General features: G+C 69.3%; 18 protein-coding genes and 1 tRNA gene. 11 read left to right on the plus strand and 8 right to left on the minus strand.

Annotation, left to right across the window (positions count from 1 at the left end; genetic code table 11):
• Window positions 1–99 precede the first annotated feature (99 nt).
• The 5 genes from serS (at window position 100) to LDO11_RS02555 (ending at window position 5202) form a co-directional block, all read left to right on the plus strand.
• Window positions 100–1380, plus strand: a complete 1281-nt coding sequence (gene serS, locus LDO11_RS02535) for a serine--tRNA ligase (RefSeq protein ID WP_232140208.1) — start codon at window positions 100–102, stop codon at window positions 1378–1380.
• A gap of 280 nt (window positions 1381–1660) precedes the next feature.
• The gene (locus tag LDO11_RS02540; RefSeq protein ID WP_232140209.1) at window positions 1661–3004 is read left to right on the plus strand and encodes an alpha/beta hydrolase family protein; all 1344 of its coding nucleotides are present in this window, start codon (window positions 1661–1663) and stop codon (window positions 3002–3004) included.
• 183 nt (window positions 3005–3187) lie between these two features.
• A complete protein-coding gene (locus tag LDO11_RS02545; protein WP_232140210.1) occupies window positions 3188–4180 on the plus strand; it encodes a LysR family transcriptional regulator in 993 nt (330 codons plus the stop codon).
• A 216-nt stretch (window positions 4181–4396) separates the two neighbouring features.
• Window positions 4397–4484, plus strand: a tRNA-Ser gene (locus tag LDO11_RS02550).
• 70 nt (window positions 4485–4554) lie between these two features.
• The gene (locus tag LDO11_RS02555) at window positions 4555–5202 is read left to right on the plus strand and encodes a response regulator (protein WP_129135768.1); all 648 of its coding nucleotides are present in this window, start codon (window positions 4555–4557) and stop codon (window positions 5200–5202) included.
• A 64-nt stretch (window positions 5203–5266) separates the two neighbouring features.
• Here the strand turns inward: LDO11_RS02555 and LDO11_RS02560 are convergent, their stop codons facing one another.
• The gene (locus LDO11_RS02560; RefSeq protein ID WP_232140211.1) at window positions 5267–8719 is read right to left on the minus strand and encodes an Rne/Rng family ribonuclease; all 3453 of its coding nucleotides are present in this window, start codon (window positions 8717–8719) and stop codon (window positions 5267–5269) included.
• A gap of 465 nt (window positions 8720–9184) precedes the next feature.
• On the opposite strand from LDO11_RS02560, the gene LDO11_RS02565 reads away from it, so the two are divergent.
• Window positions 9185–10150 (plus strand): RluA family pseudouridine synthase, encoded by a 966-nt coding sequence (locus LDO11_RS02565; RefSeq protein ID WP_232140212.1) that lies wholly within the window; start codon window positions 9185–9187, stop codon window positions 10148–10150.
• 227 nt (window positions 10151–10377) lie between these two features.
• Here the strand turns inward: LDO11_RS02565 and LDO11_RS02570 are convergent, their stop codons facing one another.
• Entirely contained in the window at window positions 10378–10719 is a 342-nt protein-coding gene (locus LDO11_RS02570) for a 4a-hydroxytetrahydrobiopterin dehydratase (protein ID WP_232140213.1), read from the minus strand.
• A 96-nt stretch (window positions 10720–10815) separates the two neighbouring features.
• On the opposite strand from LDO11_RS02570, the gene LDO11_RS02575 reads away from it, so the two are divergent.
• Window positions 10816–11409 carry an NfuA family Fe-S biogenesis protein gene (locus LDO11_RS02575; RefSeq protein ID WP_129135771.1) on the plus strand — a complete coding sequence of 198 codons (594 nt, stop codon included), beginning with the start codon at window positions 10816–10818 and terminating at the stop codon, window positions 11407–11409.
• A 16-nt stretch (window positions 11410–11425) separates the two neighbouring features.
• Window positions 11426–13042, plus strand: a complete 1617-nt coding sequence (locus tag LDO11_RS02580) for a hypothetical protein (protein ID WP_232140214.1) — start codon at window positions 11426–11428, stop codon at window positions 13040–13042.
• A gap of 59 nt (window positions 13043–13101) precedes the next feature.
• Here the strand turns inward: LDO11_RS02580 and LDO11_RS02585 are convergent, their stop codons facing one another.
• Window positions 13102–13536 (minus strand): c-type cytochrome, encoded by a 435-nt coding sequence (locus LDO11_RS02585; protein ID WP_232140215.1) that lies wholly within the window; start codon window positions 13534–13536, stop codon window positions 13102–13104.
• Between the two features lie 8 nt (window positions 13537–13544).
• The gene (locus LDO11_RS02590; protein ID WP_232140329.1) at window positions 13545–13880 is read right to left on the minus strand and encodes a c-type cytochrome; all 336 of its coding nucleotides are present in this window, start codon (window positions 13878–13880) and stop codon (window positions 13545–13547) included.
• A gap of 459 nt (window positions 13881–14339) precedes the next feature.
• Between LDO11_RS02590 and LDO11_RS02595 the strand changes: the two genes are divergently transcribed.
• Genes LDO11_RS02595 through LDO11_RS02605 form a run of 3 tightly spaced genes read left to right on the plus strand, consistent with a single transcriptional unit; the run spans window position 14340 to window position 22074 of the window.
• Entirely contained in the window at window positions 14340–15470 is a 1131-nt protein-coding gene (locus LDO11_RS02595; protein ID WP_435574579.1) for an efflux RND transporter periplasmic adaptor subunit, read from the plus strand.
• Window positions 15467–18979 (plus strand): efflux RND transporter permease subunit, encoded by a 3513-nt coding sequence (locus LDO11_RS02600; protein WP_435574580.1) that lies wholly within the window; start codon window positions 15467–15469, stop codon window positions 18977–18979. The genes LDO11_RS02595 and LDO11_RS02600 overlap by 4 nt, the downstream gene beginning before the upstream one ends.
• Window positions 18976–22074 carry an efflux RND transporter permease subunit gene (locus LDO11_RS02605; RefSeq protein WP_232140216.1) on the plus strand — a complete coding sequence of 1033 codons (3099 nt, stop codon included), beginning with the start codon at window positions 18976–18978 and terminating at the stop codon, window positions 22072–22074. Before LDO11_RS02600 ends, LDO11_RS02605 begins: the two co-directional genes overlap by 4 nt.
• A 112-nt stretch (window positions 22075–22186) precedes the next feature.
• Here the strand turns inward: LDO11_RS02605 and LDO11_RS02610 are convergent, their stop codons facing one another.
• The 4 genes from LDO11_RS02610 to LDO11_RS02625 form a co-directional block, all read right to left on the minus strand.
• On the minus strand, window positions 22187–23395 hold the full coding sequence (locus tag LDO11_RS02610; protein ID WP_232140217.1) for a TraB/GumN family protein: 1209 nt from the start codon (window positions 23393–23395) through the stop codon (window positions 22187–22189).
• Window positions 23396–23422: 27 nt separating this feature from the next.
• Window positions 23423–24307, minus strand: a complete 885-nt coding sequence (locus LDO11_RS02615) for a carbon-nitrogen hydrolase (protein WP_232140218.1) — start codon at window positions 24305–24307, stop codon at window positions 23423–23425.
• 110 nt (window positions 24308–24417) lie between these two features.
• Window positions 24418–25452 (minus strand): agmatine deiminase family protein, encoded by a 1035-nt coding sequence (locus LDO11_RS02620; protein ID WP_232140219.1) that lies wholly within the window; start codon window positions 25450–25452, stop codon window positions 24418–24420.
• A 60-nt stretch (window positions 25453–25512) separates the two neighbouring features.
• The gene (locus LDO11_RS02625; RefSeq protein WP_232140220.1) at window positions 25513–25842 is read right to left on the minus strand and encodes a hypothetical protein; all 330 of its coding nucleotides are present in this window, start codon (window positions 25840–25842) and stop codon (window positions 25513–25515) included.
• Window positions 25843–25847 lie beyond the last annotated feature (5 nt).

Genomic DNA, 25847 nt, shown 5'->3' on the forward strand with positions numbered 1-25847 from the left:
TGACGGTCGACGTCGCCGCATTCTTGCACACGCTGCGGATGCGGCCGCTGGTCCCTCGGGCGATAATCGCCTGTCATTGCCATCCGCCTGGACGTTCCGATGCTCGATCCATCCCTGCTGCGCGCCCGCCCCGATGAAATCGCCCGACGCCTGCGCGAAACGCGCGGCTTCGAGTTCGATGCAGCTGTCCTCGAACGACTGGAGGCCGAGCGCAAGCAGATCCAGGTGCGTACGCAGGAGTTGCAGAACCTGCGCAACACCCGCAGCAAGGCGATCGGCCAGGCCAAGGCGAAGGGCGAGGATGTCGCCGCGCTGCTGGCGGAAGTGGCCGGGTTCGGCGACGAGCTCAAGGCAAGTGAAGCGCGGCTGGAGGCCATCCGCGGCGAGATCGACGCCATCGTGCGCACGCTGCCCAACCTGCCGGATGACGGCGTGCCGCTGGGCGCGGACGAGTCGGCCAACGTCGAACAGCACCGCCGGGGTGCGATCCCGCAGTTCGATTTCGATGTGCGCGACCACGTGGAACTGGGCACGCGCCACGGCTGGCTGGATGCCGATGCCGGCGCCAAGCTCAGCGGCGCACGCTTCACCGTACTGCGCGGCAGCCTTGCGCGACTGCATCGCGCGCTCGCGCAGTTCATGCTCGACCTGCATGTCAACGAGCACGGCTACGAGGAAACCAGCGTGCCGCTGATCGTCAATGCCGAGACCATGGAAGGCACCGCCCAGCTCGGCAAGTTCGTCGACGACATGTTCGCCACCCGGGTGGGCGACAGCACGCGCTACCTGATTCCCACCGCCGAGGTGCCGCTCACCAACATCGTGCGCGACGAAATCGTCGAAGCCGCGGACCTGCCACTGCGCATGACCGCGCACTCGATGTGCTTCCGCGCCGAGGCCGGCAGCCATGGCCGCGACACCCGCGGCATGATCCGCCAGCACCAGTTCGAGAAGGTGGAAATGGTGTCCGTGACGCGTCCGGACGACAGCGAGGCCGAGCACGAGCGGATGACCCGCTGCGCCGAAACCGTGCTTGAGCGCCTCGGTCTGCCGTATCGCCGCATGCTGCTGTGCACCGGCGACATGGGGTTCTCGGCACGCAGGACCTACGACCTCGAAGTCTGGCTGCCGTCGCAGCAGACCTTCCGCGAGATCTCCTCGTGCTCCAACGTCGGCGACTTCCAGGCCCGGCGCATGCAGGCGCGCTGGCGCAACCCGGACACCGGCAAGCCCGAACTCGTGCACACGCTCAACGGCTCGGGCCTCGCGGTGGGGCGCACGCTGATCGCGGTGATGGAGAACTATCAGCGCGCCGACGGCAGCATCGCGATTCCCGAGGCCCTGCGCCCGTGGATGGGGGGCGCGGACGTCATCGCATAGTCCGCGTGGCGTGGCGCGGCGCACGTGCCGTGCGCGGGACGGAACATGCACCGGTTCTTGCAGTTGTTGCCGCCTGGCGGGGACCGTGTCGCGATGCTCACTGGCTTGCTGCCGGAAGCGTGCCAACGCCATTCGACGCGACGAAGAACCGCCGTCGGGCGTGGCTCACCGCGTTCCCGGGGGGCGTCGGCGGAGGCGCGGTGCCGGGCCGGAGCCGACGGCCGCGCGACGCGCCGGCTCTGGTAGCCTGCGCGCCGCGTAAAACCGGGGGATCGTCGCGTTGAAGCATTCCATCATCCTTGTCGTACTGGTGCTTCTCGCGGCGTGCTCGGGCAACGCTGTCCACGGGGAGGCTGGCGCGCGCGTGTGCCGGAGCGGCATCTACCGCGCGGCAGACGGGGAGACGCTGGTCCTTACTCCCACCACCAACGACGGCTACCGCTGGCGCATGCTCGATGGCCGGACCGGAGCGCTGCAGCAAGAGGACGGGCAGTGGCGCTCGACCCTGGGATGGACCGGCGAGCCCGATGGATTCATCGCGGACCTCGCGAACTGCGCCGGCGGTGAGCTGCGCCTGGGGCCTGCCGAGGCGCCGGCGTCATTCGCCAGGGCCCACGTGCAGGTGGTCGAGACCGGTTTCGAAAGCGATGGCGTAACGCTTGCAGGTCGCCTGCTGATGCCGCCGGGCGGCGAGGCGGTTCCACTTGCAGTCTTCGTGCATGGATCGGGGGATTACTCCTCGCGCGAGTACGAGGCCTATCCCTGGGCACTGGCGGCGCAGGATGTGGCGGTATTCGTGTATGACAAGCGAGGCACGGGCGCGTCGGAGGGCAGGTACACGCAGGATTTCCACGTGCTCGCCGCCGACGCCCGCGCAGCGCTTGCCGAAGCGCGTCGGCTCGCAGGCGATCGCGCGTCGAGCACCGGCTTTCTGGGAATCAGCCAGGGCGGCTGGGTAGCACCGCTGGCCGCGAGCCGGGCGGATGTCGATTTCGTCGTCGCCCTTTATGGTCTGCTCGTGACACCGCTGGAGGAGGACCGGCTCGAGGTCATGCAGAGCCTCGCGCACGCGGGCTGGGGCGAGGTCGAGCAGGCGAGGGGTGCGGCCCTCTCCGATGCCGCGGGCGCGGTCATCGCGTCCAACTTCAGTCACGGCTTTTCCGAACTCCAACGGCTGCGCCGCCAGTACCGCGAGGAGCCCTGGTATGAAGATCTGGAAGGGGAGTTCACACCCGAGCTCCTCCGCTACCCCGGCATCCTGCTGCGCATGTTCGGCCCGATGCGCAACCGGGGAACCACCTGGAACCACGACCCACTGCCCGTCGTGCGTTCGCTCCACGTGCCGCAGTTCTGGATGATTGCCGCCAACGACACGGAGGCACCGCCGGAGGTGACGGTCTCGCGGATCTGCGCCCTGCAGGCAGAGGGCCTGCCGATCGACCTCGCGATCTATCCGGGCGCCGATCACGGGATGGTCCTCACCGGGCGGACGGGAGCGGCGGTCCGCACGACCGGCCACGTGCACGACTACTATCCGCAGGTCGCGCATTGGATACGTTCGCGCGACCTCGGATACGCGCGCGCGGCCGGCGCACAGGTGCATGAAGCGGTGCGGGCGCCCTGACCACCCCAGGGGGTCAGCCTGCAGGACCGCACCCGACTTGATGCGGGAAATGAAGAGCCGGCCACCGCGCGACTTCATCCGCTCAAACCGCCATGCCCATCCAGCGCGGCGACGTTCAACATTTGTTGTGCGCACGGGATAAACGTGATTCGATTGCGCCCATCGTTCCATCAGGCGCCGCGCATGCAGGACCTCAACGACCTCTACTATTTCGCCGTGGTGGTCGATCACGGCGGTTTCGCTGCGGCCGAACGTGCGCTCGGCATTCCGAAATCGCGACTGAGCCGGCGCATCAGCCAGCTCGAGAACGAGCTCGGCGTGCGCCTGCTGCAACGGTCCACGCGCCGCTTTGCCGTGACCGACGTCGGCCAGAGCGTGTACCGCCACGCGCAGTCGATGCTGGCCGAGGCCACCGCCGCACGCGAGGTGGTCGATCGCCTCAGTGCCGAACCGCGTGGCCTGGTGCGCGTCAGCGTGCCGGTATCGATCGCGCAGCAGTCGATGCCCAAGCTGCTGCCGGACTTCCTCGCCCGCTATCCGCAGGTGCGGGTGCAGCTGCATGTGAACAACCGCCGCGTGGACGTCATCAACGAAGGGTTCGACATCGCGGTGCGCGTGCGTTCCAGGCTCGACGACGACGGCAGCCTGGTCATGCGCAGTTTCGGGCATATCCAGGAACTGCTGGTCGCCAGCCCGAAGTATCTGAAGCGGGCCGGGCGGCCGCGCGAGCCCGAGGACCTGCGCGAGCACGTCACCATGACGATGGGCGAGGACGAGGTGAAGCAGCGCTGGGAACTGCACGGCGGCGACGGCCAGGTGCAGCGCATCGAACTGAAGCCGCGGGTGGCGGGTTTCGACTTCCCGATGCTGATGTCGCTGGCCCGCCAGGGGCTCGGCATCACCATGCTGCCCGAGACCATCTGCGCCGACGCGGTGCGCAGCGGAGAACTCGAAGTGGTGCTGCCCGACTGGACGTTGCCGCAGGGCATCGCACATGCGGTGTTTCCGTCGCGTCGTGGCCTGCTGCCAGCGGTGCGGGTGTTCATCGACTACCTCGCCGAACGGCTGCCACCGCTGCTCGAGGAATCGAGCCTGGACTGCAAGCATCGCGCGAAGACGGGCGAGCCGCGCGCGCGTGGTACATCCGCGCCGGCCACGCATGCGACAATATCCTGACCGGTACAGTCCGGGAAAATGGCCGAGTGGTTGAAGGCACCGGTCTTGACCCGGAGGCCGGAGGGAACAGCGGCACAGCCGCTGGTCAAACCGGCAGTGAGCGATATCGGAGAGATGGCCGAGTGGTTCAAGGCAGCGGTCTTGACCCGGAGGCGCAAGCCGGAGGGAACAGTGGCGCAGCCACTGGTCAAACCGCCCTGATGGACAGGAAGTTTCGGAAGCGTGGCCGAGTGGTTGAAGGCACCGGTCTTGAAAACCGGCAACGGGAAACCGTTCGTGGGTTCGAATCCCACCGCTTCCGCCAGATCCGCCTTGCGATCCCCCGTGTCCACCGCTAGCCTCGTGCGCGGGGAAAGCAGAGGGAGGGGCCAAGGATGACCATCCGTGTCTTTCTGGTAGACGACCATGCGCTTGTCCGTACCGGCATGCGCATGATCCTGGCCAGCGAAGTCGACATCGAAGTGGTGGGTGAGGCGGAGACCGGCGAGGCCGCGCTGCCGGAGATCCGGCGCCTGACGCCGGACGTGGTGCTGTGCGACCTGCACCTGCCGGGCCTGAGCGGGCTGGAGGTGACCGAGCGGATCGTGCGCGGCAAATACGGACCGCGGGTAATCGTGGTGTCGGTGCTCGAGGACGGCCCGATGCCAAAACGTCTGATCGATGCCGGCGCGTCCGGCTACGTCGGCAAGGCCGGCGATGCCAGCGAGTTGCTGCGCGCGGTGCGCGTGGTCGCTGCCGGCAAGCGCTATCTGGCCACCAGCATCGCCCAGAACATGGCGCTGTCCGCGCTGGCCGGCGACGACAGCCCGTTCGACCAGCTGTCCGCGCGTGAACTCGAGATCGCCATGCTGCTGATCCAGGGCCTGCGGCAGGAGGAAATCGCGCGCCGGCTCAGCCTCAGTGCGAAGACCGTCAACACCCACAAGACGCGGATGTTCGTCAAGCTGCAGCTGCAGGACACCATCGCGCTGGCACGTCTCGCCGGCCAGTACGGCCTGGCGGACCCGACGCACGCGCTCTAGCCGATTGGACGGAACGAAAAAGGGCGGCCCGAAGGCCGCCCTTTTCGTGTTGCCTTGCCGATGATCAGGCGTCGCGCGGCGGACGTGTATCGGCGCCGGTCTCCTGCACGGTCGCGGCATGCCCGCTGCCGTCGCCGTCGACACCGGCCTGTTCCCCGGCCTGTTCCCCGGCCTGCACGCCGTCTGCAGTGGCCTCGGCGTCGGCGTCGGCAGCGCTGCTGCCGAGCGGGTCCGGCGCATCACCGGTCTTCGCGTCGAACAGGCCGGGCATCACCGGATCGGTCGCCGGCGCAGAAGGCATCGCCGGTGCTGCAGGCTGCTCCGCGGCTGCGGGTGCCGTGGCAATCTCCGGCGCGGCTTCGCTGCCGGCCACCGCGTCATCGGCAGGCGTCGGATTGACGACCGCAACCGGAACCGCAGCGTCGACCGGCGGCTCGGTGGCATCAGCCACTTCGGCCACCTCGGTCACGGGTTCCGGCTGGATCGGCGCCGGTTCACCGACCGCAGGCTCCGTCTGCGCGGCGACCTGCTGCACAGTCGAGGCGTCGGCCGGCGACGCCGTCCCGGTCTGCGTGGTGCTGGCCGGCAACGGTGCGGCCCCGGCATCGGCGACGTCCACGGGCTGGGCGTGGGCAGGCGCGGGTGCGTCGGCCGGCGCTGCGGTGGCAGGCTCGCTGGCCACCGGCTCCGCCAGCGAGGGCAGCTCGGCGTCAGTGGTGGCCTCCACGGCTTCTGGCTCGACCTCGGGACCACCACGGTCATGGTTGGACCTGTAGCGATCCTGCAAGGCAGGCGGTGCCGGCTGCGGGTTCGCCTTCGCGGTTTCCGCTTCAGGCGCCATTGCCTGCTGCGGTGCCGAGGCTGCAGCCGCGGCGGTCATCGCCACGGCGGAGGCGGCCACGCGGGCGGCAGCACGTTGCGCAGGTTCGGTGCCGGACGCGATGTCCTGCATCGGCGCGGCGGCACGCTCGGGGGTCGCTGCCGGCATGTCGTCGAAGTCGAACTCGGGCTGCGAGCCATCGACGGCGGCCGTCGGGCCATCGGACGCGGCATCGTCGTCCTGCATCGCACCGTCCTCGCCAGCTGCGGCCTGTTCGCCGTTGCCGCGACGACGGCGGCGGCCACCGCGACGTCCGCGACGGCGACGGCTGCCACCATCACCCTCGCCATTGCCGTCATCCGGTGCCGACCCGGCGTCGCTGCCGGTCGTGCCCGGGGCCGCCTCGGCGACGTCCGCTGCGAGCGGCACATTGGTATCGACTGCAGGCGATGCGGTGCTGGCCTCGACGGTTTCGACCGGGCTTGCGGCCATCGGCCTGGTGGCCTCGGTCGCCGCGGCGGTCACCGCGACGTCGTCGCGACGCGGCTCCTCGATCTGCCCACGCGGTGCCCCCGCGTCGGCCGCCTCGGACCTGCGTCCGCCCTGCTGCGGTGCGGGCTTCGGCTGCTTCGGCGGGCGCGGCTGCTTCTGCTGTCCGTTCTGCTGCGCCTGGGCGGCCGCCTGCTGTGCGCCCTGCGCACCCCTGGCGGCCTTCTCGCCCTTTTCAGGACGCTGCTCGGACTGCGCGTTGCGCGCATCACGGCCACCCTGCTGCATGTTGCGCTCGGCCTGCGCCGGCTTGGGACCGCGCCGCTCGTCGCGGCGTCCATTGCCGCCACCGTCGCGCCCCTGTCGGCGCTCTCCGCGTCGGCCCCCGCGACCATTGCGGTCGCCGGAGGCCTCGTCGCGATCCGCCTGCGGACGGTTGCCACGGTTGCCCGTGGCAGGCGCCGCCGGCTCGGAGGCGAACAGGCGCTTGAACCAGCCCACCAGGCCCGCGGCGGGCGCGGGTGCCGGTGCGGGTGCCGCGACAGGCGCCGCGGGCGCAGCCGCTGCCACCGGGGCGGGGGTCTCCTCGCGCGGCTCGCGCACCGGCGCCGGCTGCGCCGGACGCACGTTGGTGACGGCCGGCGGCGGCACGTTGAGGTTGTTCTTGTTGAGCGCGATGGTCGCGAGCTTGCGCGGGGTGCCGCGCTGGTAGCTCGGCTTGCTGGTTTCCTCGCCGAGCTCGTTCTCGCGGATGCGGGTGACCTCGTAATGCGGGGTGTGCAGCTGCTCGTCGGCGACGATCACGATCGGCGCGGCATGGCGCTTCTCGATCTCGGCCAGCGCGCCGCGCTTCTCGTTGAGCAGGTAGTTGGCGATCTCCACCGGCGCCTGCACCAGCACCTGGCCGGTGTTGTCCTTCATCGCGTGCTCTTCGGCCACGCGGATGATCGACAGCGACAGTGATTCGATGCTGCGCATGCGGCCGTGGCCATCACAGCGCGGGCAGACGATCTGGCTGGACTCGCCCAGGCTTGCACGCAGGCGCTGGCGGCTCATCTCCAGCAGGCCGAACTTCGAGATCCGGCCCAGCTGCACGCGCGCGCGGTCGTACTTGAGCGCGTTCTGCAGGCGGTTCTCGACCTCGCGCTGGTGCTTGGAGGACGACATGTCGATGAAGTCGATCACCACCAGGCCGCCCAGATCACGCAGGCGCAGCTGGCGGGCCACTTCGTCGGCGGCTTCCAGGTTGGTGTGGAACGCGGTTTCCTCGATGTCGCCGCCACGGGTGGCGCGCGCCGAGTTGACGTCCACCGCGGTCAGCGCCTCGGTCTGGTCGATCACCAGTGCGCCGCCGGACGGCAGGCGGATGGTGCGCTCGTAGGCGTTCTCGATCTGCGATTCGATCTGGAAACGGTTGAACAGCGGGGTGTCGTCGGTGTAGTGCTTGAGCTTGCGCAGGTTGTGCGGCATCACCTGCTCGACGAACTCCTTCGCCTCCTCGTACATCTCCGGGGTGTCGACGAGGATCTCGCCGATGTCGGCGCGCATGTAGTCGCGCAGCGCGCGGGTGATCAGGCGCGATTCCTGGTAGATCAGGAACGAGGCCGGCTTCGACAGCGCGGCGTCGCAGATCGCCTTCCAGATGCTGAGCAGGTAGTCGAGGTCCCACTGCAGCTCTTCGGCGTCACGGCCGACGCCGGCGGTGCGGATGATCACCCCCATCTCGTCGGGGATGTTGAGCTTGTCCATCGCCTCTTTCAGCGCCGCGCGGTCCTCGCCCTCGATGCGGCGCGACACGCCACCGGCAGTGGGCGAGTTCGGCATCAGCACCATGTAGCGGCCGGCCAGCGAGATGAACGTGGTCAGGGCGGCACCCTTGTTGCCGCGCTCCTCCTTCTCGACCTGGACCACGACCTCCTGGCCTTCACGCAGCAGCTCGCGGATCCCGGCGTTGCGATGGTCGACGCCCGCCTGGTAGTAGTCGCGCGAGATTTCCTTCAGCGGCAGGAAGCCCTGGCGGTCCGCGCCGTAATCGACGAAGGCGGCTTCCAGCGAAGGTTCGAGCCGGGTGATGCGGCCCTTGTAGATGTTGGACTTGCGCTGTTCCTGGGACGGCTGCTCGATGTCGATGTCGTAGAGCGTCTGTCCGTCAACGGTGGCCACGCGCAGTTCTTCAGCCTGCGTGGCGTTGATCAGCATGCGTTTCATGGGTGCGTTCCTCGCGCGCTACACCGCGCGGAACGCCGGGGGCGTCTCGCCTCTGGAGACTTGGACCGCGTCACCCGGGACAAGCCCGGGGGGCAGGGCAATGGGATGCCCCGGCGCCTGGCGGCGCGGCCTTGGGTATTCCAGCGCTGCGACACCACGGCGTACCGCGGGAGCGCTTGTTCTTCGTTGTCTGTTTGAAGGCCGGAGGCGGGTCGGCTGGGCCGTCCGCCACGCGGGTCATGTTCATTACACCGGAACCTCGCGGGCCGGACGATGGCCGGGTCTGCCAATGAGCCGCTAACATGTCCGCCCCGGGGGCGGTGGCCGCGCACTGCATCGGAATCGAAGGAAGGTGGGCTTTCGGCCCCCGCGCGCGGCGCCGGCCATTTCGGCCGCACAGCCCGCAACTCCCTGCGAAATCAAACCCTTATCTCGCGCGGCGAGTGTAGCAGATCAAAATCGCCGATGTCCCATTCAGAACCGCCCCAACGCGCCGGTGGCGCCCGCACTGTCCGGGTGCCCGACGACCGTGACGGCCAGCGTCTCGACAATTTCCTGCTCGGCCAGCTGAAGGGCGCACCGCGCAGCCTTGTCTACAAGCTCGTGCGCTCCGGCCAGGTGCGCGTGAATGGCGGCCGTGCCAAGGCCGAGCGCAAGCTTACCGGCGGCGACGAGGTGCGGATCCCGCCGGTGCGGCTGGATGAGGCAGGTGGCAGCGATCGCCCGGCGAAGGGGCTGCTGCAGGCGATCGAATCGGCGGTCGTGTACGAGGATGCCCGCCTCTTGGCCCTGAACAAGCCGTCGGGGATTGCCAGCCACGGCGGCAGCGGGATCAGCTTCGGGGTGATCGAGACGCTACGCGCCTTGCGGCCGGACGAACCCTTCGAACTGGTCCATCGCCTCGACCGCGATACCTCCGGCCTGCTGGTCATCGCGAAGAAACGCTCGGCACTGACCACCCTGCAGGCGCTCATGCGCGAGGATGACGGCGGCATCGCCAAGCGCTACCTCGCGTTGCTGGTCGGGCGGATGCCGGACGGCACCATGACGGTCGATGCGCCGCTGCATGTCGGCCTGCGGCAGGGCGGCGAGCGCCATGTGCAGGTCAACGACGCCGGCAAGCCGTCGGTCAGCCACTTCCGCGTGCTGGAACGTCGTGGCGGTCACTCCTGGTGCGAGGTACGCATCGAGACCGGCCGCACCCACCAGATCCGCGTGCATGCCCAGCACATCGGCCATCCGGTGGCCGGCGACGACAAGTACGGCGATCCCGAGGTGAACCGCCGGCTGCGCGAGCAGATCGGGCTCAAGCGCCTGGCCCTGCATGCCGCATCGATGGAGTTCGCGCTCGAGGGCGGCAGCGTTCCCTATGTATTGCATGCGCCGCTGGCGCCGGAGCTCGCGACCGCACTGGATGCGCTGGGCGGCTGAGCCGGCCGCCGCGGGTTGACGCGGATGAACGCGGGTCACGGCAACGCGTGGCGGGTGGCGACAATGAAGCGGGGGTCGATACGCCCCTCGCGCGCCCGGCGTTATCGGTCCAGGTTACGGCGCGCAGATCGGCCATGGAGCGACCGTCCGGGAAGGCGCATCCGGATGGCGAGCCACCGTTTCGCGTGATCCGTGCCCCCTTGGGCCGATCCGCGGCGGAGCCGCTGTCAGCCCAGCAGCGCGTCGGCCTTTGCCGCGCAGATGAAGTCGTTCTCGGACAGGCCGCCGACATCGTGGGTCGACCAGCGCACCACGCAGCGGTCGTAGTGCACGCCGAGGTCGGGGTGGTGGTCCTCGCGATGGGCGATGAAGGCCAGTGCGTTCACGAAGGCCATGGTGCGGTGGTAGTCGTCGAAGCGGAACGTGCGCACCAGTGCGTGGCCGTTCTCGGCCAGTTCCCATTCCGGCAGTTCCGGCAAAAGTTCGCGCAGGCGCGCTTCGGGAAGCCGGTGTTCGACACCCCTGCGGGGGATGCAATGGGCCTGTGCAAGCGGCACGAGATCGGACATGGCGGGCTCCTCGGTAATCCAACCGCAGGCCAACGGCGCAGTGCCGCGCACGCCGGCGTTCCGGAAAAGGTGTGACGGGAGGGCTAGAATACGCCGATGATCCAGATCTCCGACAGCGCGCAGACCCACTTCCGTACCCTGATCGAACGCGAAGGCCTTCCCGGCCTGGGCGTCCGCCTGGCCGCCATGCACGCGGGCACCTCGCGCGCCGATGTGCGCCTCGAGTTCGCCGAACCCGGCGACCTGCAGGGCGACGAGTGGGCCGTCGACTGCGAGGGCTTCACGCTGTGGTTGGAAGCCGCGAGCGTGCGCTGGCTCGACGGCGCCGAGATCGACTACGCGACGCAGGCCACCGGCGGCCAGCTGCAGATCCGCGCCCCGAAGATCAAGGGCGAGGTGCCGGCGGATTCGGCCTCGCTGGTCGAGCGCGTCCGCTGGCTTGTGGAGCACGAGATCAACCCGCAGCTGGCCCAGCATCGCGGCCATGTATCGGTGGTGGAAGTGACCGGCGACGGCGTGGTGGTGCTGCGTTTCGGGGGCGGCTGCCATGGGTGCGGAATGGCCGACGTGACCCTCAAGCAGGGCATCGAGAAGACCCTGATGGAGAAGGTGCCGGGGGTGACCGCCGTGCGCGACGCCACCGACCACGACACCGGCGACGCGCCGTACGTGCCGCGCGACGTCGCCTGACAGGGCCCCGGCGCGAGTGTTCTCCTCCGCCGAACTGATTTCCGCGCTGCACAGGCGCCAGCGCCGCTCCATCCGTCCACCCTTGCCGGCCGGCGTGTTCCCGCCCGGCTGGCAGGCATGGCTGGACACGCTGCGCGCGCGTCCCGGCCAGGTGCGCGGCGCGGCGGCTGCCGACATGGTCGCGCTGCTGGCGGCGCGCGAGCCGCGCCCGCTGCCGCCGGGAGAGGTGCTGGAAAACCGCTGGCAGGTGTTCACCACCCTGTGGCGGCAACACTGGGAACCGGCTCCCGATGATGAGCGCGGCACGCGGCGGCTGTCCGGCGCGGTCTCCGGCGTGCTGCATCTGCTCGGTCTGTTCCTGCTCGGTTGGCTGTTGATCGTGCCGCCGTGGGCAGGCCCGAGCCAGGTCGGCGACGACAGCGTCGTCGAGGTGACCTGGATCGGCGAAGGCACCCCGCGCGACGAAGGGGCCGGCCCGCCTGCATCGACCGACGCCGACCGGACCGATGCGCCGCGGCTGGCATCGTCGGCTCCGCCACCCCCGCCGACGGCACAGCCGGAACCGGCAACGGCGAGCGTCGCGCAGGAGTTGCCGCCGCCGACCCCGCAGCCCGAACCGCAGCCGGTGGTCGCCGAGCAACCGCTGGTGGTCACCGAAACGCCCACCCCGGATACCACGTTCGTGATTCCACCTCCGCCGGAGGTTCCGGTACCGCAGCCGACGTTGCGCGAGCGCACGGTCGAGTTGCGGGACCGGGAAATCCCGGTGCAGGACCCGGTGGAGCTGGCGCAGCCCGCGCTGCCCATGCTGCGGCCGGTGGACGTGGACACCGCGCCGCGTATCGAACCGCCGGTGGTGGAGCTGGCCGAACGCGAGGTGGTGGTACCGGTGCGTCGGCCCGAGGTAGCGCGGATCGCGGCACCGACCGTGCAGGCGCCCGTCGTCGAGCGCGATGCGCCGGCGGCTCCCGTGCGCGAGATCGCGCTGCGCGAGACATCGCGAGGGCAGGGGGCCGCCAGTGCCGACGCTGCGGCGTCGACGCCCTTGTCCTCCGCAAGCGCCAGCGCGGGCGCGACCCCGTCCAGCGAGGCGGGCACCCGGCCCGATGCCATCGCAGTCGGTGCCGGCGCGACCGCGTCAGCGGCGCCCGGGGCGGTCCAGTCAGCACGCCCCGGTGACGACTGGGATGCCGCGGCGCAGGATCGTCCGGGTGGACAGGCCGGCACTGCGGGTCTGTTCAACCGCGACGGGCGCCCACAGCTCCCGCCGGGTGCCGGCGGGCGCGTTGGTGGCGGCCTGCCCCCGGGCACGATCACCGAGGACTACGAGAAGATCGACCGCATGGGCACCTGGTTGCGCCGTCCGTCTTCGGATTTCGAACCGACCTCGCTCGACCCCTTCTGGGTGCCCCACGAGAACCTGCTCGAGGAATGGGTGCGACGCAGCGTGCGCACCGTTCTGATCCCGATTCCCGGCACCAGCAAGTCGATCCGCTGCGACGTGTCGCTGCTGGCCCTGGGGGGGCGCTGCGGAGTCACCGACCCCAACATGCAGGACGTCGAAGCGGAGGCGCGGCAGCCACCGGATATTCCGTGGAAGCCCGAACTGCAGGAAGGCAACGACGCCTGGTAAGCCCCCAACGAACGACGGAGCCTTGCGGCTCCGTCGGTGTCGTTGCGGCGTGTTGTCCCTCAGCGCTGCGAGTGCGCCGCTTCCAGGGTGACGATCTGCGACGGGCGCGAACCGAAGTACGCCGCGAGATCGGCGATTTCCTGGTCGTTGAGGCCGGAAGCCTGGTTGGCCATCAGCGCGTTCGAGCGCTCGCCGGCACGGTAGGCCATCAGCGCGTGCGCGAGGTAATCGGCGTACTGGCCGCCCAGCTTCGGGTAGGTGGGGTCGAGCGGCTCGTTGCCGTCGGGGCCGTGGCAGTCGATGCAGGACTGGCCGGTGGCCTCGCCCTTGGTGTGCGCCAGCGCTTCGCCCTGTTCCACGCGGCCCTTGGGCAGGCCGGCGGACGAGGAACGGTTCTGGGCGGTGGCGGCATGCTCGCTGTCGTTGCTGCCGGAGCAGGCCGACAGCAGCAGGGCGGTGGCGATCGGAAGGGCGATGAGATGCAGACGGGTCATGGCGCGGCTCACTGCTGCAGGCTGGACAGGAACGCCGCGATATCCGCGATGTCCTGGTCGGAGAAGCTCTTTGCCTGCACTTCCATGGTCGGATGCCGGCGACCGCTGTTGCGGTATTCGGTCAGCGCGTTGACCAGGTAGGGCTCGGGCTGGCCGCCGATCTTCGGCACGCGATAGTTGGGATACGCGTTCTTGTAGTTCGGAACGCCGTGGCAGCCGTGGCACGTGTAGGTCAGCATGCGACCGTTTTCGAGGTCGGGTGTGCCGGTGGCCGGCTGCGGCTGCTGCGCATGGGCCGCGCTGGCGGCGGCAAGGGCAATACAGGCGGCAAGTAGCGGTCGCATCATGTTGTTCCGCATTCCTGTTGGCTGGGTTCGCGTGGCGTGGGCCGGAAGGGATCGGGCACCCGCTTCCCCTGGCGCGCAATCGCCCGAGTATAGCCTGCGTTCACCGTGCATCCCAAGATGCGCGGCCATCGATGTCCGGGGCCACCATCCCGCTGCGGGCATGGCCAGGCGCGGCACGTGGCGGCGTTGGTGGCGCCATGGAGCTGCGTCGGCCCGGGCGTGATGGCTTACGATGCGCGCCCGGCATCACGGGACCGGAGCGGGGGTGCCGCTGGTCACCCACGATGCCGGATGGGGAACCGGAACTTCGGGCGCATCGGGCGGACCAACAGGTCGTCGCCTGCGGCGGCGGGTGGCTCGCCACGAGTCACCATGACCTTCGGCGGATGGTGTCGCCGGGTCCTGGTGATATACATAACTACAACACCAATCACACGTTTTCGGGGATCCACGGACATGCGTTCGTATCGTGTAGCGGCCACGCGCCGGCGCCAGGGCCTGACGGCCATCGGAATGGTCTTCCTGATCGCCCTGCTCGCGGGCTGCGGCAAGGGGTCGGGCGATGCCGCGGCAAAGGAACAGGCCGATCCGGCCGCCACCGCGGTGCCGGTGGAAACGGCGGAAGCCTCGCGGCGTGCGATCGCGGCGAGCTACACCGGCACGGCGCCACTGGAAGCGCAGGCCGAAGCCCAGGTGGTCGCTAAGACCTCCGGCGTCGCGTTGCAGGTGCTGGTGGAGGAAGGCGATGTCGTCCGCGCGGGGCAACCGCTGGTGCGGCTCGACCCCGACCGCGCGCGCCTCAACCTGGCGCAGCTGCAGGCGCAGCTGAGCAAGCTGGAGAGCAATTTCAACCGCTCCGACCGGCTGGCTTCGCAGCAGCTCATCAGCGCCGGTGACCACGAGCAGCTCAAGTACGACCTCGAGAATGTGCGGGCGGCCTACCGGCTCGCGCAGCTCGAGCTGTCGTACACCAACGTCGTCGCACCGATCTCCGGCGTGGTGGCCTCGCGGTCGATCAAGACCGGCAATTTCGTGCAGATCAACACGCCGATCCTGCGCATCATCGACAACTCGCGCCTCGAGGCCACGCTCAACGTGCCCGAGCGTGAACTCGCCACCCTGCGCGCCGGTCTGCCGGTGCGCCTGCAGGTGGACGCACTGCCTGGCCGCGAGTTCGTCGGCACGGTCGACCGCGTGGCGCCGGTGGTGGATGCGGGCAGCGGCACGTTCCGGGTGATCTGCGCGTTCGCCGGCGACAACCTGCAGCCGGGCATGTTCGGCCGCATCCGCATCGACTACGACGAGCGCGCCGACGCGCTCACGATCCCGCGCCTGGCATTGCTCGACGACGAGGGCGAGCCCTCGGTGTACGTGGTGCGCGAAGGCAAGGCGGTGCGCACGCCGATCGAGCTCGGCTATATCGACGGCAACTTCGTCGAGGTCCGCAAGGGTCTCGAGCCCGGCGACGCGGTGGTGACCGCCGGCAAGGTGGCCCTGCGCGACGGCGGCCTGGTGCAGGTGATCGGCCCGCGTGTGGCGGCAGCGGCGGCCGACGCATCCAACGACAGCAGCGGCGAACGTCAATGAACCGGATCGACGACGACATGGCTGGCGCCCCCGCAGGCTCCGGCCCGGGGCCGCACGCCCGCGGCGGGGTGATCGAGTTCTCAACCCGGCGCCGGGTGACCGTGGCGATGGTGACGGTCAGCCTGCTGCTGTTCGGCCTGCTGGCCCTGGGCAACCTCAAGGTCAACCTGCTGCCCGACCTGAGCTTCCCGACGCTGACCGTGCGCACCGAATACACCGGTGCCGCGCCGTCGGAGATCGAGACGCTGGTCAGCCAGCCGGTGGAGGAAGCGCTGGGCGTGGTGAAAGGGCTGCGCAAGATGAAGTCGGTCTCGCGTACCGGGCAGAGCGATGTCGTGCTCGAGTTCGCCTGGGGCACCGACATGGACCAGGCCGGCCTCGAGGTGCGCGACAAGCTGGAGACCCTGCAGCTGCCGCTTGAAGTGGCGCCGCCGGTGGTGCTGCGCTTCAACCCCTCGACCGAGCCGATCCTGCGCGTGGCGCTGAGCGCGACCGGCGAGGGCGACGCCGTGCGCCAGCTCACCGGCCTGCGCCGCTATGCCGATGACGGTCTGAAGAAGAAGCTCGAGCCGGTGACGGGCGTGGCCGCGGTACGCGTGGGCGGTGGCCTCGAGGACGAGATCCAGGTCGAACTCGACATCCAGATGCTTGCGCGCATCGGTCTGCCGATCGACAACGTGATCCAGCGGCTCAAGCAGGAGAACGTGAATCTCTCCGGCGGGCGCCTGGAGCAGGGCACCCAGCGCTACCTCGTACGCACGGTCAACCAGTTCGCCGACGTCGAGGAAATCCGCGGAATGCTGGTCGCCACGCAGTCGGCCGCCGCAAGCGGCGGCGGCGGCGCCGACGAGGTCGCACGGATCGCTGCGGCGTCCGGCGATGCCGCGGTCATGGCGGCCGCGATGCAGGCGCAGAGTGCCGGCAGCGGTGGCAGCCGTGCGGTGGCCGATGGCCGTCCGGTGCGCCTGCGCGACATCGCCGAGGTGCGCCAGGGCTGGCGCGAGCGCGAATCCATCATCCGCCTGGACGGGCGCGAGGCGGTGGAGCTGGCGATCTACAAGGAGGGCGACGCCAACACCGTCGCCACCGCCGATGCGGTGCATGCGCGCCTCGAACGGCTGCGCAAGGAAGTACCGCCCGGCATCGAACTCACGGTGGTCGACGACCAGGCGAAGTTCATCCGCGCGGCGATTTCCGACGTCAAGTTCGATGCGGTGCTGGGCGGCACGCTGGCGGTCCTGATCATCTTCCTGTTCCTGCGCAGCGGCTGGAGCACGTTCGTCATCGGGCTGTCGCTGCCGGTGTCGATCATCACCACGTTCTTCTTCATGGACCAGATGGGCCTGAGCCTCAACGTCATGTCGCTCAGCGGCCTGGCGCTGGCCACCGGCCTGGTGGTGGACGATTCGATCGTGGTGCTGGAGTCGATCGCCAAGGCGCGCGAGCGCGGACTCGGCGTGCTTGCCGCCGCGATCGAGGGCACCCGCGAGGTCAGCATGGCGGTGGTGGCCTCGACGCTGACGCTGGTGGCGGTGTTCCTGCCGCTGGTGTTCGTCGAAGGCATCGCCGGCGAGCTGTTCCGCGACCAGGCGATCACCATCGCGCTCGCGGTGTCGATTTCGCTGGTGGTGGCGATGACGCTGATCCCGATGCTGAGCGCGCTCGGTGCCAGGTCGCCGATGCAATTCCCGGACGAGGCGCCGCATCCGCAGTGGCGGCCGGAGCATCGCTGGCAGAAGCCGGTGGCCGCCACCGGGCGTGGCGTCGGAGCCTCGGTGCGCGGGCTGTGGTTCGGCATCGCGTGGCTGGTGGTACGAGCCTGGCGCGGAGTGGTCGCGGTGGTCGGCCCGATCATGCGCAAGGCCAGTGACGTCGCCATGGCGCCGTACGAGCGCGCCGAGCGCGGCTATCTGCGCCTGCTGCCTGCCGCGCTGGCGCGGCCGGTGCTGGTGCTGGGGGTTGCAGCGGTGGCATTCCTCGCCAGCCTTGCGGTGGTGCCGATGCTCGGCAACGACCTGATCCCGCAGCTGGCGCAGGACCGCTTCGAGATGACCATGAAGCTGCCGCCCGGCACGCCGCTGCGCGAGACCGACCGGGTGATGGCCGACATCCAGCGTGCGCACGCCGACGACGATGGCGTGGACGTGCTGTTCGGTTACAGCGGCTCGGGCACCCGCCTGGACGCCAGCCCCACCGACAGCGGCGAGAACGTCGGCAAGCTCACCGTGGTCATGGCCGATGGCGGCAGCCGCGCGCTCGAAAGCACGCTCAGCGATGCCCTGCGCGCGACGATGGCGCGCTATCCCGGTGTGCAGGTGGACTTCAGCCGGCCGGCGCTCTTCAGTTTCTCCACGCCGCTGGAGATCGAACTGCGTGGCCAGGACCTCGACAGCCTGGCCGTCGCCGGGCAGCGGATGGCGGAGCTGTTGCGGGCCAGCCCGAACTACGACGACGTCAAGTCGACGGTCGAGCAGGGTGCGCCCGAGATCCAGATCGTGTTCGACCAGGCGCGTGCAGGTGCGCTCGGCCTGACCACCCGGCAGATCGCCGATGCGGTGGTGCGCTCGGTGCGTGGCGAGGTGGCGACGCGCTACAACTTCCGCGACCGCAAGATCGACGTGCTGGTGCGCGCGCAGCAGGACCAGCGCGGCTCGGTGGAAGCGATCCGCAACCTGGTGGTGAACCCCGAGGCCGCACGACCGGTGCGGTTGTCGGCAGTCGCCGACGTGGTCTCGACCACCGGCCCGGCGGAGATCCGTCGTGCCGACCAGGTGCGCGTGGCGGTGGTGTCGGCCAACCTGCGCGGCATCGACCTCGGCACTGCGGTGTCGGACGTGCAGCGGCTGGTGGCGGACGCCAACGCGGCCGGTACCGGCCTCGGCGCAGGCGTGTCGATGCATATCGGCGGCCAGGGCGAGGAGCTCGCGAGTTCGCTGCGTTCGCTGCTGTTCGCGTTCGCGCTGGCCATCTTCCTGGTCTACCTGGTGATGGCCTCGCAGTTCGAATCGCTGCTGCACCCGTTCGTCATCCTGTTCACCATTCCGCTGGCGGTGGTCGGTGCGGTGCTGGCACTGCTGGTGACCGGCAACACGATCTCGGTGGTGGTGTTCATCGGCCTGATCCTGCTGGTCGGCCTGGTGGTCAAGAACGCGATCATCCTGATCGACAAGGTCAACCAGCTGCGCGAGGAGGGCGTGCCCAAGCGCGAGGCGATGGTGGAGGGCGCGCGTTCGCGCCTGCGGCCGATCGTGATGACCACGATGTGCACGGTGTTCGGCTTCCTGCCGCTGGCACTGGCGCTGGGCGAGGGCGCCGAGGTGCGTTCGCCGATGGCCATCACCGTGATCGGCGGGACCATCGTGTCCACGCTGCTGACGCTGCTGGTCATCCCCGTGGTCTACGACCTGATGGACCGTCGCGGTGATGCCTGGTATCGCGCGCGCGGCCTGCGTGCACGTGGTGCCACCGACGCCGCGCTGGTTGCCTCGGCGGAGGCGCAGCACGCATGAGCGTCGCCGAACTCAGCCTGCGCCGCCCGGTCACCACGGTGATGCTGTTCGTGTCGCTGTTCGTGGTCGGGCTGATCGCGTCGTTCCGGCTGCCGCTGGAGGCGCTGCCCGATGTCTCCGCGCCGTTCCTGTTCGTGCAGTTGCCGTATGCCGGCTCCACGCCGGAAGAGGTCGAGCGCAACGTGTTGCGGCCGGCCGAGGAGACGCTGGCGACGATGACCGGCATCAAGCGGCTGCGCGGTCGCGCCGACTCCGAGGGCGCGTCGGTCATCATGGAGTTCTCCGACTGGGAGCGCGACGTGGCCATCACCGCGTCCGAGGCGCGCGAGCGCATCGACGCCATCCGTGGCGAACTCCCCGACGACTTCAGGCGCTACTTCGTCTTCAAGTTCTCGACCTCGGACCAGCCGGTGCTGCGCGTGCGCCTTGCCGGCGATACCGACCTCACCGGTGCCTACGACCTGATCGACCGCCAGCTCAAGCGGCGGATCGAGCGCGTGCCCGGCGTCGCCCGCGTGGACATCAGCGGTGCACCGCCCAACGAGGTCGAGATTGCGATCGACCCGGAGCGGCTGGGCGCGCACGGGGTCGAACTCAATGCACTCGCGCAGCGGCTGCAAGCGGCCAACTTCTCGGTCTCCGCCGGGCTGATCGAGGACGGCGGCCAGCGGCTGCGCGTGCAGCCGGTCGGCGAGATCGATGATCTCGAACAGCTGCGCGAGATGTCGATCAACAACAGTGGCCTGCGCCTGTGTGATGTCGCCGACGTGCGGCTGCGCCCGCAGCGCATGGACTACGGTCGCCGGCTGGACGGGCGCACCGCGGTGGGCATCGACATCTTCAAGGAACGCGACGCCAACCTGGTCGAGGTGTCGCGCGAGGCGCTGGCCGAGATCGACCGGGCGCGCAGCGAGCCGGGGCTGGAGGGCATCGACGTCAAGGTCATCCAGAACATGGGCGAGGAGGTCACCGGCTCGCTGCTGGAACTCGCCGAGGCCGGCGCGATCGGCCTGCTGCTGTCGATCATCGTGCTGTTCTTCTTCCTCAGGCACTGGCCGTCCACGCTGATGGTCACGCTGGCGATCCCGATCTGCTTCGTGATGACGCTGGGCTTCATGCACTTCTTCGGCGTCACCCTCAACGTGCTGACGCTGATGGGCCTGCTGCTGGCCGTCGGCATGCTGGTCGACAATGCGGTGGTGGTGGTGGAGAGCATCTACCAGGAGCGCGAACGCTACCCCGACCGCCCGGCGCATGCCTCGATCGTGGGCACCCGCAACGTGGCCATCGCGCTGTCGGCCGGCACGCTGTGCCACTGCATCGTGTTCCTGCCGAACCTGCTGGGCGAGACCAACCAGATCAGCATCTTCATGGCGCAGCTCGCGATCACCATTTCAGTGTCGCTGCTGGCCTCGTGGCTGGTCGCCGTGAGCCTGATCCCGATGCTGTCGGCGCGCATGCGCACGCCACCGGCGGTCGCCAGCCCCCACGGGTTCATTCCGCGCCTGCAGCGTCGTTACGCGGGCTTCCTGCGCTGGACGCTCGAGCACCGTGGCTGGACCGTCGCGGGCATCGTGCTGGTCGTGGCCGTCAGCATCGTGCCGATGGTCAAGACCCAGATGAACATGTTCGGCGACTCGCAGGGTGGCAACGAGGTCACCGTCTACTACCAGTGGAAGGGCAGCTACAACCGCGAGCAGCGTTCGCAGGAAGTGGCGCGCGTCGAGAACTTCCTCGACGACAACCGCGAGCGGATGGGCATCACCCAGATCTATTCCTGGTACGGCGAGCAGGGCGACGCCGGCACCGTGGTCACGTTCGGCGATGGCAAGGTCGACCTGCGCGCCAAGAGCGACCAGCTCAGCAGGGAACTTCCGAAGTCTGCGCGGGCGGATATCGGCATCCAGGGCGCGGGCGATGGCGGCCAGGGCGGTGGCGCCGGGCAGAACGTGCAGGTGCTGCTGGTCGGCGACTCGGCGCAGGCGCTGCGCGAACTTGCGGTCGACATCCTGCCGGTGCTCGAAAGCAGGCGCGAGCTGCGAGACGTGCGCGTCGACGCCGGCGACACCAACCAGGAGCTCACCGTGCGGGTGGACCGTGACCGCGCTGCCGCCTACGGGTTCAGCGCCGAACAGGTGTCGAGCTTCGTCGGCATGGCGCTGCGCGGGATCCAGCTGCGCGAGTTCCGCCGCGGCGAGACCGAGGTGCCGGTATGGGCGCGATTCGCCGGCGCCGAGAGCTTCTCGGCCGAGGACATCGCCACTTTCACGGTGCGTTCGCCGGATGGCCGCACCGTGCCGTTGATGAGCATGGTCGACGTGACGCTGGTGCCCAGTGCCAGCCAGATCAGCCGCACCGACCGCCAGACGACGCTGGCGATCCAGGCCAACCTGGAAGGCAAGGCGACCATGCAGGACGCGCGCAGGGCAATGGAGCAGACGCTGTCGGCGATGTCGTTCCCGGCCGGCTACAGCTACAGCTTCTCCGGCAGCGGGTTCGAGGAGGACCAGCAGGCGATGAAGCAGATGCTGTTCAACTTCGTGCTGGCACTGGTGATGATCTACGTGGTCATGGCGGCGGTGTTCGAGTCGCTGCTGTTTCCGTCCGCGATCATGAGCTGCGTGCTGTTCTCGATCTTCGGCGTGTTCTGGCTGTTCTGGATCACCGGAACATCGTTCACGGTGATGGCCTTCATCGGCGTGCTGGTGCTGATGGGGGTGGTGGTCAACAACGGTATCATCATGGTCGAGCACATCAACAACCTGCGCCGCCGCGGCATGTGCCGCACCGATGCACTGGTGGAAGGCAGCCGCGAGCGCCTGCGCCCGATCCTGATGACGATGGGCACCGCGATCCTGGCGATGATCCCGATCTCGCTCAGCGACACCGTGGTGCTCGGCGGCCTCGCGTACTCGCCGATGGCACGTGCGGTGGCGGGCGGGCTGGCGTTCTCCACCGTGGTCAGTCTGCTGTTCCTGCCGACCATCTACGCGCTGCTGGACGATCTCGCCGGCGGCACGACCCGGGTGCTGCAGCGCGCACGCCGGCGTCGCGGCGAGGGCGTGGCGCCACCTCTGGCGGCGGATGCGGGCTGAGGTCCGGTGAACGGACGGCGACGTCCGCTCCACGGTCACGGACAGACGATCCGATCCGCGCCCACGATCGGCGTCAGGTCCTGGCGACAGTGGCGCCAGGCCTGCCGGCAGGTCAGCTGAACATCTGCCGCGCGATGCGCAGGCCCGCCACCCACACGCCAATGCTCGAGCCGACGTTGGTCAGGATGAAGTTGAGGATCGTCCGCGACACCCGGTTGCGGTACCAGCCGCGCAGGGTCACCGCATCATCGCGCAGCGCCAGGAAGTCGCCGTACGCGGGCTTGCGCAGCCGCGCCTCGATCAGGGCACTGAACAGGCCCGGCGAGACCCCGGGTGGGCGGAACGGCTTCAGTGGCGCGGCAATGGCGGCGGCCAGCACGCCCAGCGGATGTGCCGCCGCGGCGATCGCGCCCAGCGCCGCGAAGCCCGCGGTGATCACCACCCAGTCGGTGACCATCTGCCGGCCGAGTTCGGCGCCGCCATGCCAGAACCCCCAACCGATCATCGCCAGGATCAACACCATCACCGCCGTGGTGATCCAGCGCATGCTGCGTTTCGGCGGCACGTATTCGAGCTGCGCACGCAGGTCGCCGGGGCGGTCGGCGTCCTCGGCGAGATGGCGCGCGAGCCCGGCCAGATGCCCGGCACCGACGACGGCCAGGACCTCACGTGCACCGTCCGGCACCTCGCGCAGGCGCGCGGCCATGTAGCGGTCGCGCTCGGCGATCACGCTCTCGTACAACGCCGGGCTGGTCTGCGCGAACTCGCCGAAGCTCGACTCCAGCATGTCGCCCTGTTTGAGCTTCTCGATCTCGTCCTCGCCCATCTCCTCGCTGCTCATCAGCCCGGCGAGCAGGCTGGAGGCGAGCTTGAGCTTGCCGAAGAAGCCGAGGCGGCTCGACGCACGGCGGAACGTGAGGCCGACCTCGCGGTCGATCAGTTCCACCGCCAGCCCGCGCTCGCGCGCCACCGCCACCGCGCGCTTGAGCTCGGCACCGGGCTCGATGCCCAGTTGTTCCGCCAGCCGGCGCTGGTACGCGGCCAGGGCGAGGTTGGCGGCGAACATCGCCACACGACCCTTGCGGATGACGTCGACCAGGTTGAGGCTGGCCAGCGTGTCGGGGTCGGTCAGTGCCTGCAGGCGGCCTGCATCGAGTTCCACCGCGACGGTATCGAACCCGCCGCTGTCGATGGCGTCCTCGACCGCGTCGACGCTGGCGCGCGAAACATGCGCGGTGCCGAGGAGGGTATAGCGCACGCCGTCGCGTTCGACGATGGCGTGCGGCTGGCTGTGCCACAGCCGGGACACGGCTTCGGTCATCAAGGGTGTTCCGTTCCCGGGAGCGGGTCAGTCGATGTAGCGCTTGAGCAGGTCGCCGTAGGCGTCGATGCGGCGGTCGCGCAGGAACGGCCAGATCCGGCGCACGTCCTCGCTGCGTTTCATGTCGACTTCGGCGAGCAGGATCTCCGGGCCGATGCCGGCCTGGGCGAGGAATTCGCCCTGCGGACCGAGCACATGGCTGTGGCCCCAGAAATCGATGCCGGATGCGCCCAGCGGCGACGGCTCGTGGCCGACGCGGTTGCACGACAGCACCGGCAGGCCATTGGCCACGGCGTGGCCACGGTGGCTGAGGATCCACGCATCGCGCTGGCGATCCTTTTCGGCCTGCCCGTCAGCCGGGTCCCAGCCGATCGCGGTGGGATACAGCAGCAGTTCCGCGCCGGCCAGCGCCATCAGGCGGGCGGCTTCCGGGTACCACTGGTCCCAGCACACCAGCACGCCGAGACGGCCCACCGCGGTATCGACCGGCTGGAAGCCAAGGTCGCCCGGGGTGAAATAGAACTTCTCGTAGAAGCCCGGGTCGTCGGGAATGTGCATCTTGCGGTACTTGCCGGCGATGCTGCCGTCGGCATCGAACACCACCGCGGTGTTGTGGTACAGACCCGCCGCACGACGCTCGAACAACGAGCTGACCAGCACGACGCCATGCTGCTTCGCCAACGCGGACAGCCGGTCCGTGCTGGGCCCGGGGATCGGCTCGGCCAGGTCGAATTCGTCCACGCACTCGTGCTGGCAGAAGTACGAACCGTTGTGCAGTTCCTGCAGCAACACCAGGCGCGCACCGGCGGCCGCAGCTTCCGCCACGCGCTGCTCGATAACGGCGAGGTTGGCGGCGGCGTCGCCGTGGTTGCGCTCCTGGATGAGCGCGACGGAAAGAGTGTTGGTCTTCATGCGGACAGTCTAATCCCCGAGGGCTGTACGCCCCTTGATCAGCGACGCCGTGGCAACAGTACGTGCGCGTGCGCTAGTGCAGCCGCGGCGCGCGGATGGCCGAACCGGTGTCAGCCGAGAAGCCCCGCCGGCAGCTGCATCGTCAGGCAGTGCAGGCTGCCGTTCTGCCAGATCAGCGGGCGGCAGTCGATCTGCACGACCTCGCGGCCCGGGAACGCGGCGGCCACCACCTCACGCGCGCGCGTGTCGGCCGCATCGCCATACCCCGGCATCAGCACCGCGTCGTTGAGGATCAGGAAATTGGCGTACGAGGCGGCCAGGCGGCGGTCACCATCATGGATCGGCCGCGGCCACGGCAGCGGAAACGTGCGGTACGCGCTGCCATCGCGGGTGCGCAGCGCGGCGATCTCCTCGCCCATCGCGCGCAGTTCCTCGTAATGACTGGCGTCCCCAGCGTCGTCGCAGGCCTGGTAGACGATGGCGTCAGGCGCGGCGAAGCGGGCGAGGGTATCGACATGGGCGTCGGTGTCGTCGCCTTCCAGGTAGCCGTGGCGCAGCCACAGCACGCGGTCCTGGGCCAGCGGCTCCATCAGCCGTGCATCCAGTTCCTGCTGGGACAGGCCGGGGTGGCGTTCGCGCAGGCATTTCCAGGTCGTCAGCAGGGTGCCCTGGCCGTCGGTCTCGATGGCGCCGCCCTCGAGTGCGAAGTCGATCGTCCGCACCTCGTTGCCGCCGAACACGCCCATCGCCGCAAGCCGCCGCACCAGCGCATCGTCGTCGCTGGCCTCGAACTTGCCGCCCCAGCCGGTGAAGCGGAAGTCCAGCAGGCGGAAGCCTTCACCGGTGCGCAGGGTGATCGGACCGGAATCGCGCAGCCAGGTGTCGTTGTAGGGCACCGTCAGAAAGCGCACGCGCGCCATGTCGATGCGCGCCGATGCCAGCCGTGCCCGCGCATAGGCCTCCACGTCGTCATCGGCCACGCACAGCAGCACCTGCTGGAAGCGGGTGATCCCCGCGACCAGGTCGATATAGGTCTCCTCGACCTCGGCCAGGCGATCGGCCCAGTCGGTGCCGGCGTGTGGCCAGGCCAGCAGGATTGCATCCTGCGGTTCCCATTCGGCGGGGAAGCGGGTGGTGTCGGTCATTTCGGATCCTGCAAACGAAAGAGCCGGCCGCTGGGGCCGGCTCGGGAAGCACGCGCGCGGTCAGCGGATGGCGGGCTTGGGCCCGATCTCGTTGGACGCGGCCTTGTTCAGTACCGCGTTGACTACGCGGTCGCGCTCGAAATACACGGTGAAGCCCGGATACACCCAGCGGTTGATCGTCGGCCAGTCGCGCTTCTGGCCACCACGCGGGTCCAGGCGTTCCGCCGGCGCGCCGTAACGCGCCTCGACCTCGGCCATGCGCATGCCGTGGGTCGGCAGGGCGATCTGCGATTGCGCCTGCACACGTTCGATCAGCAGCACGTCCGCGGATGCGGGACCTGCCATGAGGAGGAGAAGGCACGACACGGCTGCGATGCTGCGGACTTGCATGGCAC

The sequence above is a fragment of the Alterluteimonas muca genome, from assembly GCF_021191595.1.
GTDB classification, from domain to species: domain Bacteria; phylum Pseudomonadota; class Gammaproteobacteria; order Xanthomonadales; family Xanthomonadaceae; genus Luteimonas; species Luteimonas muca.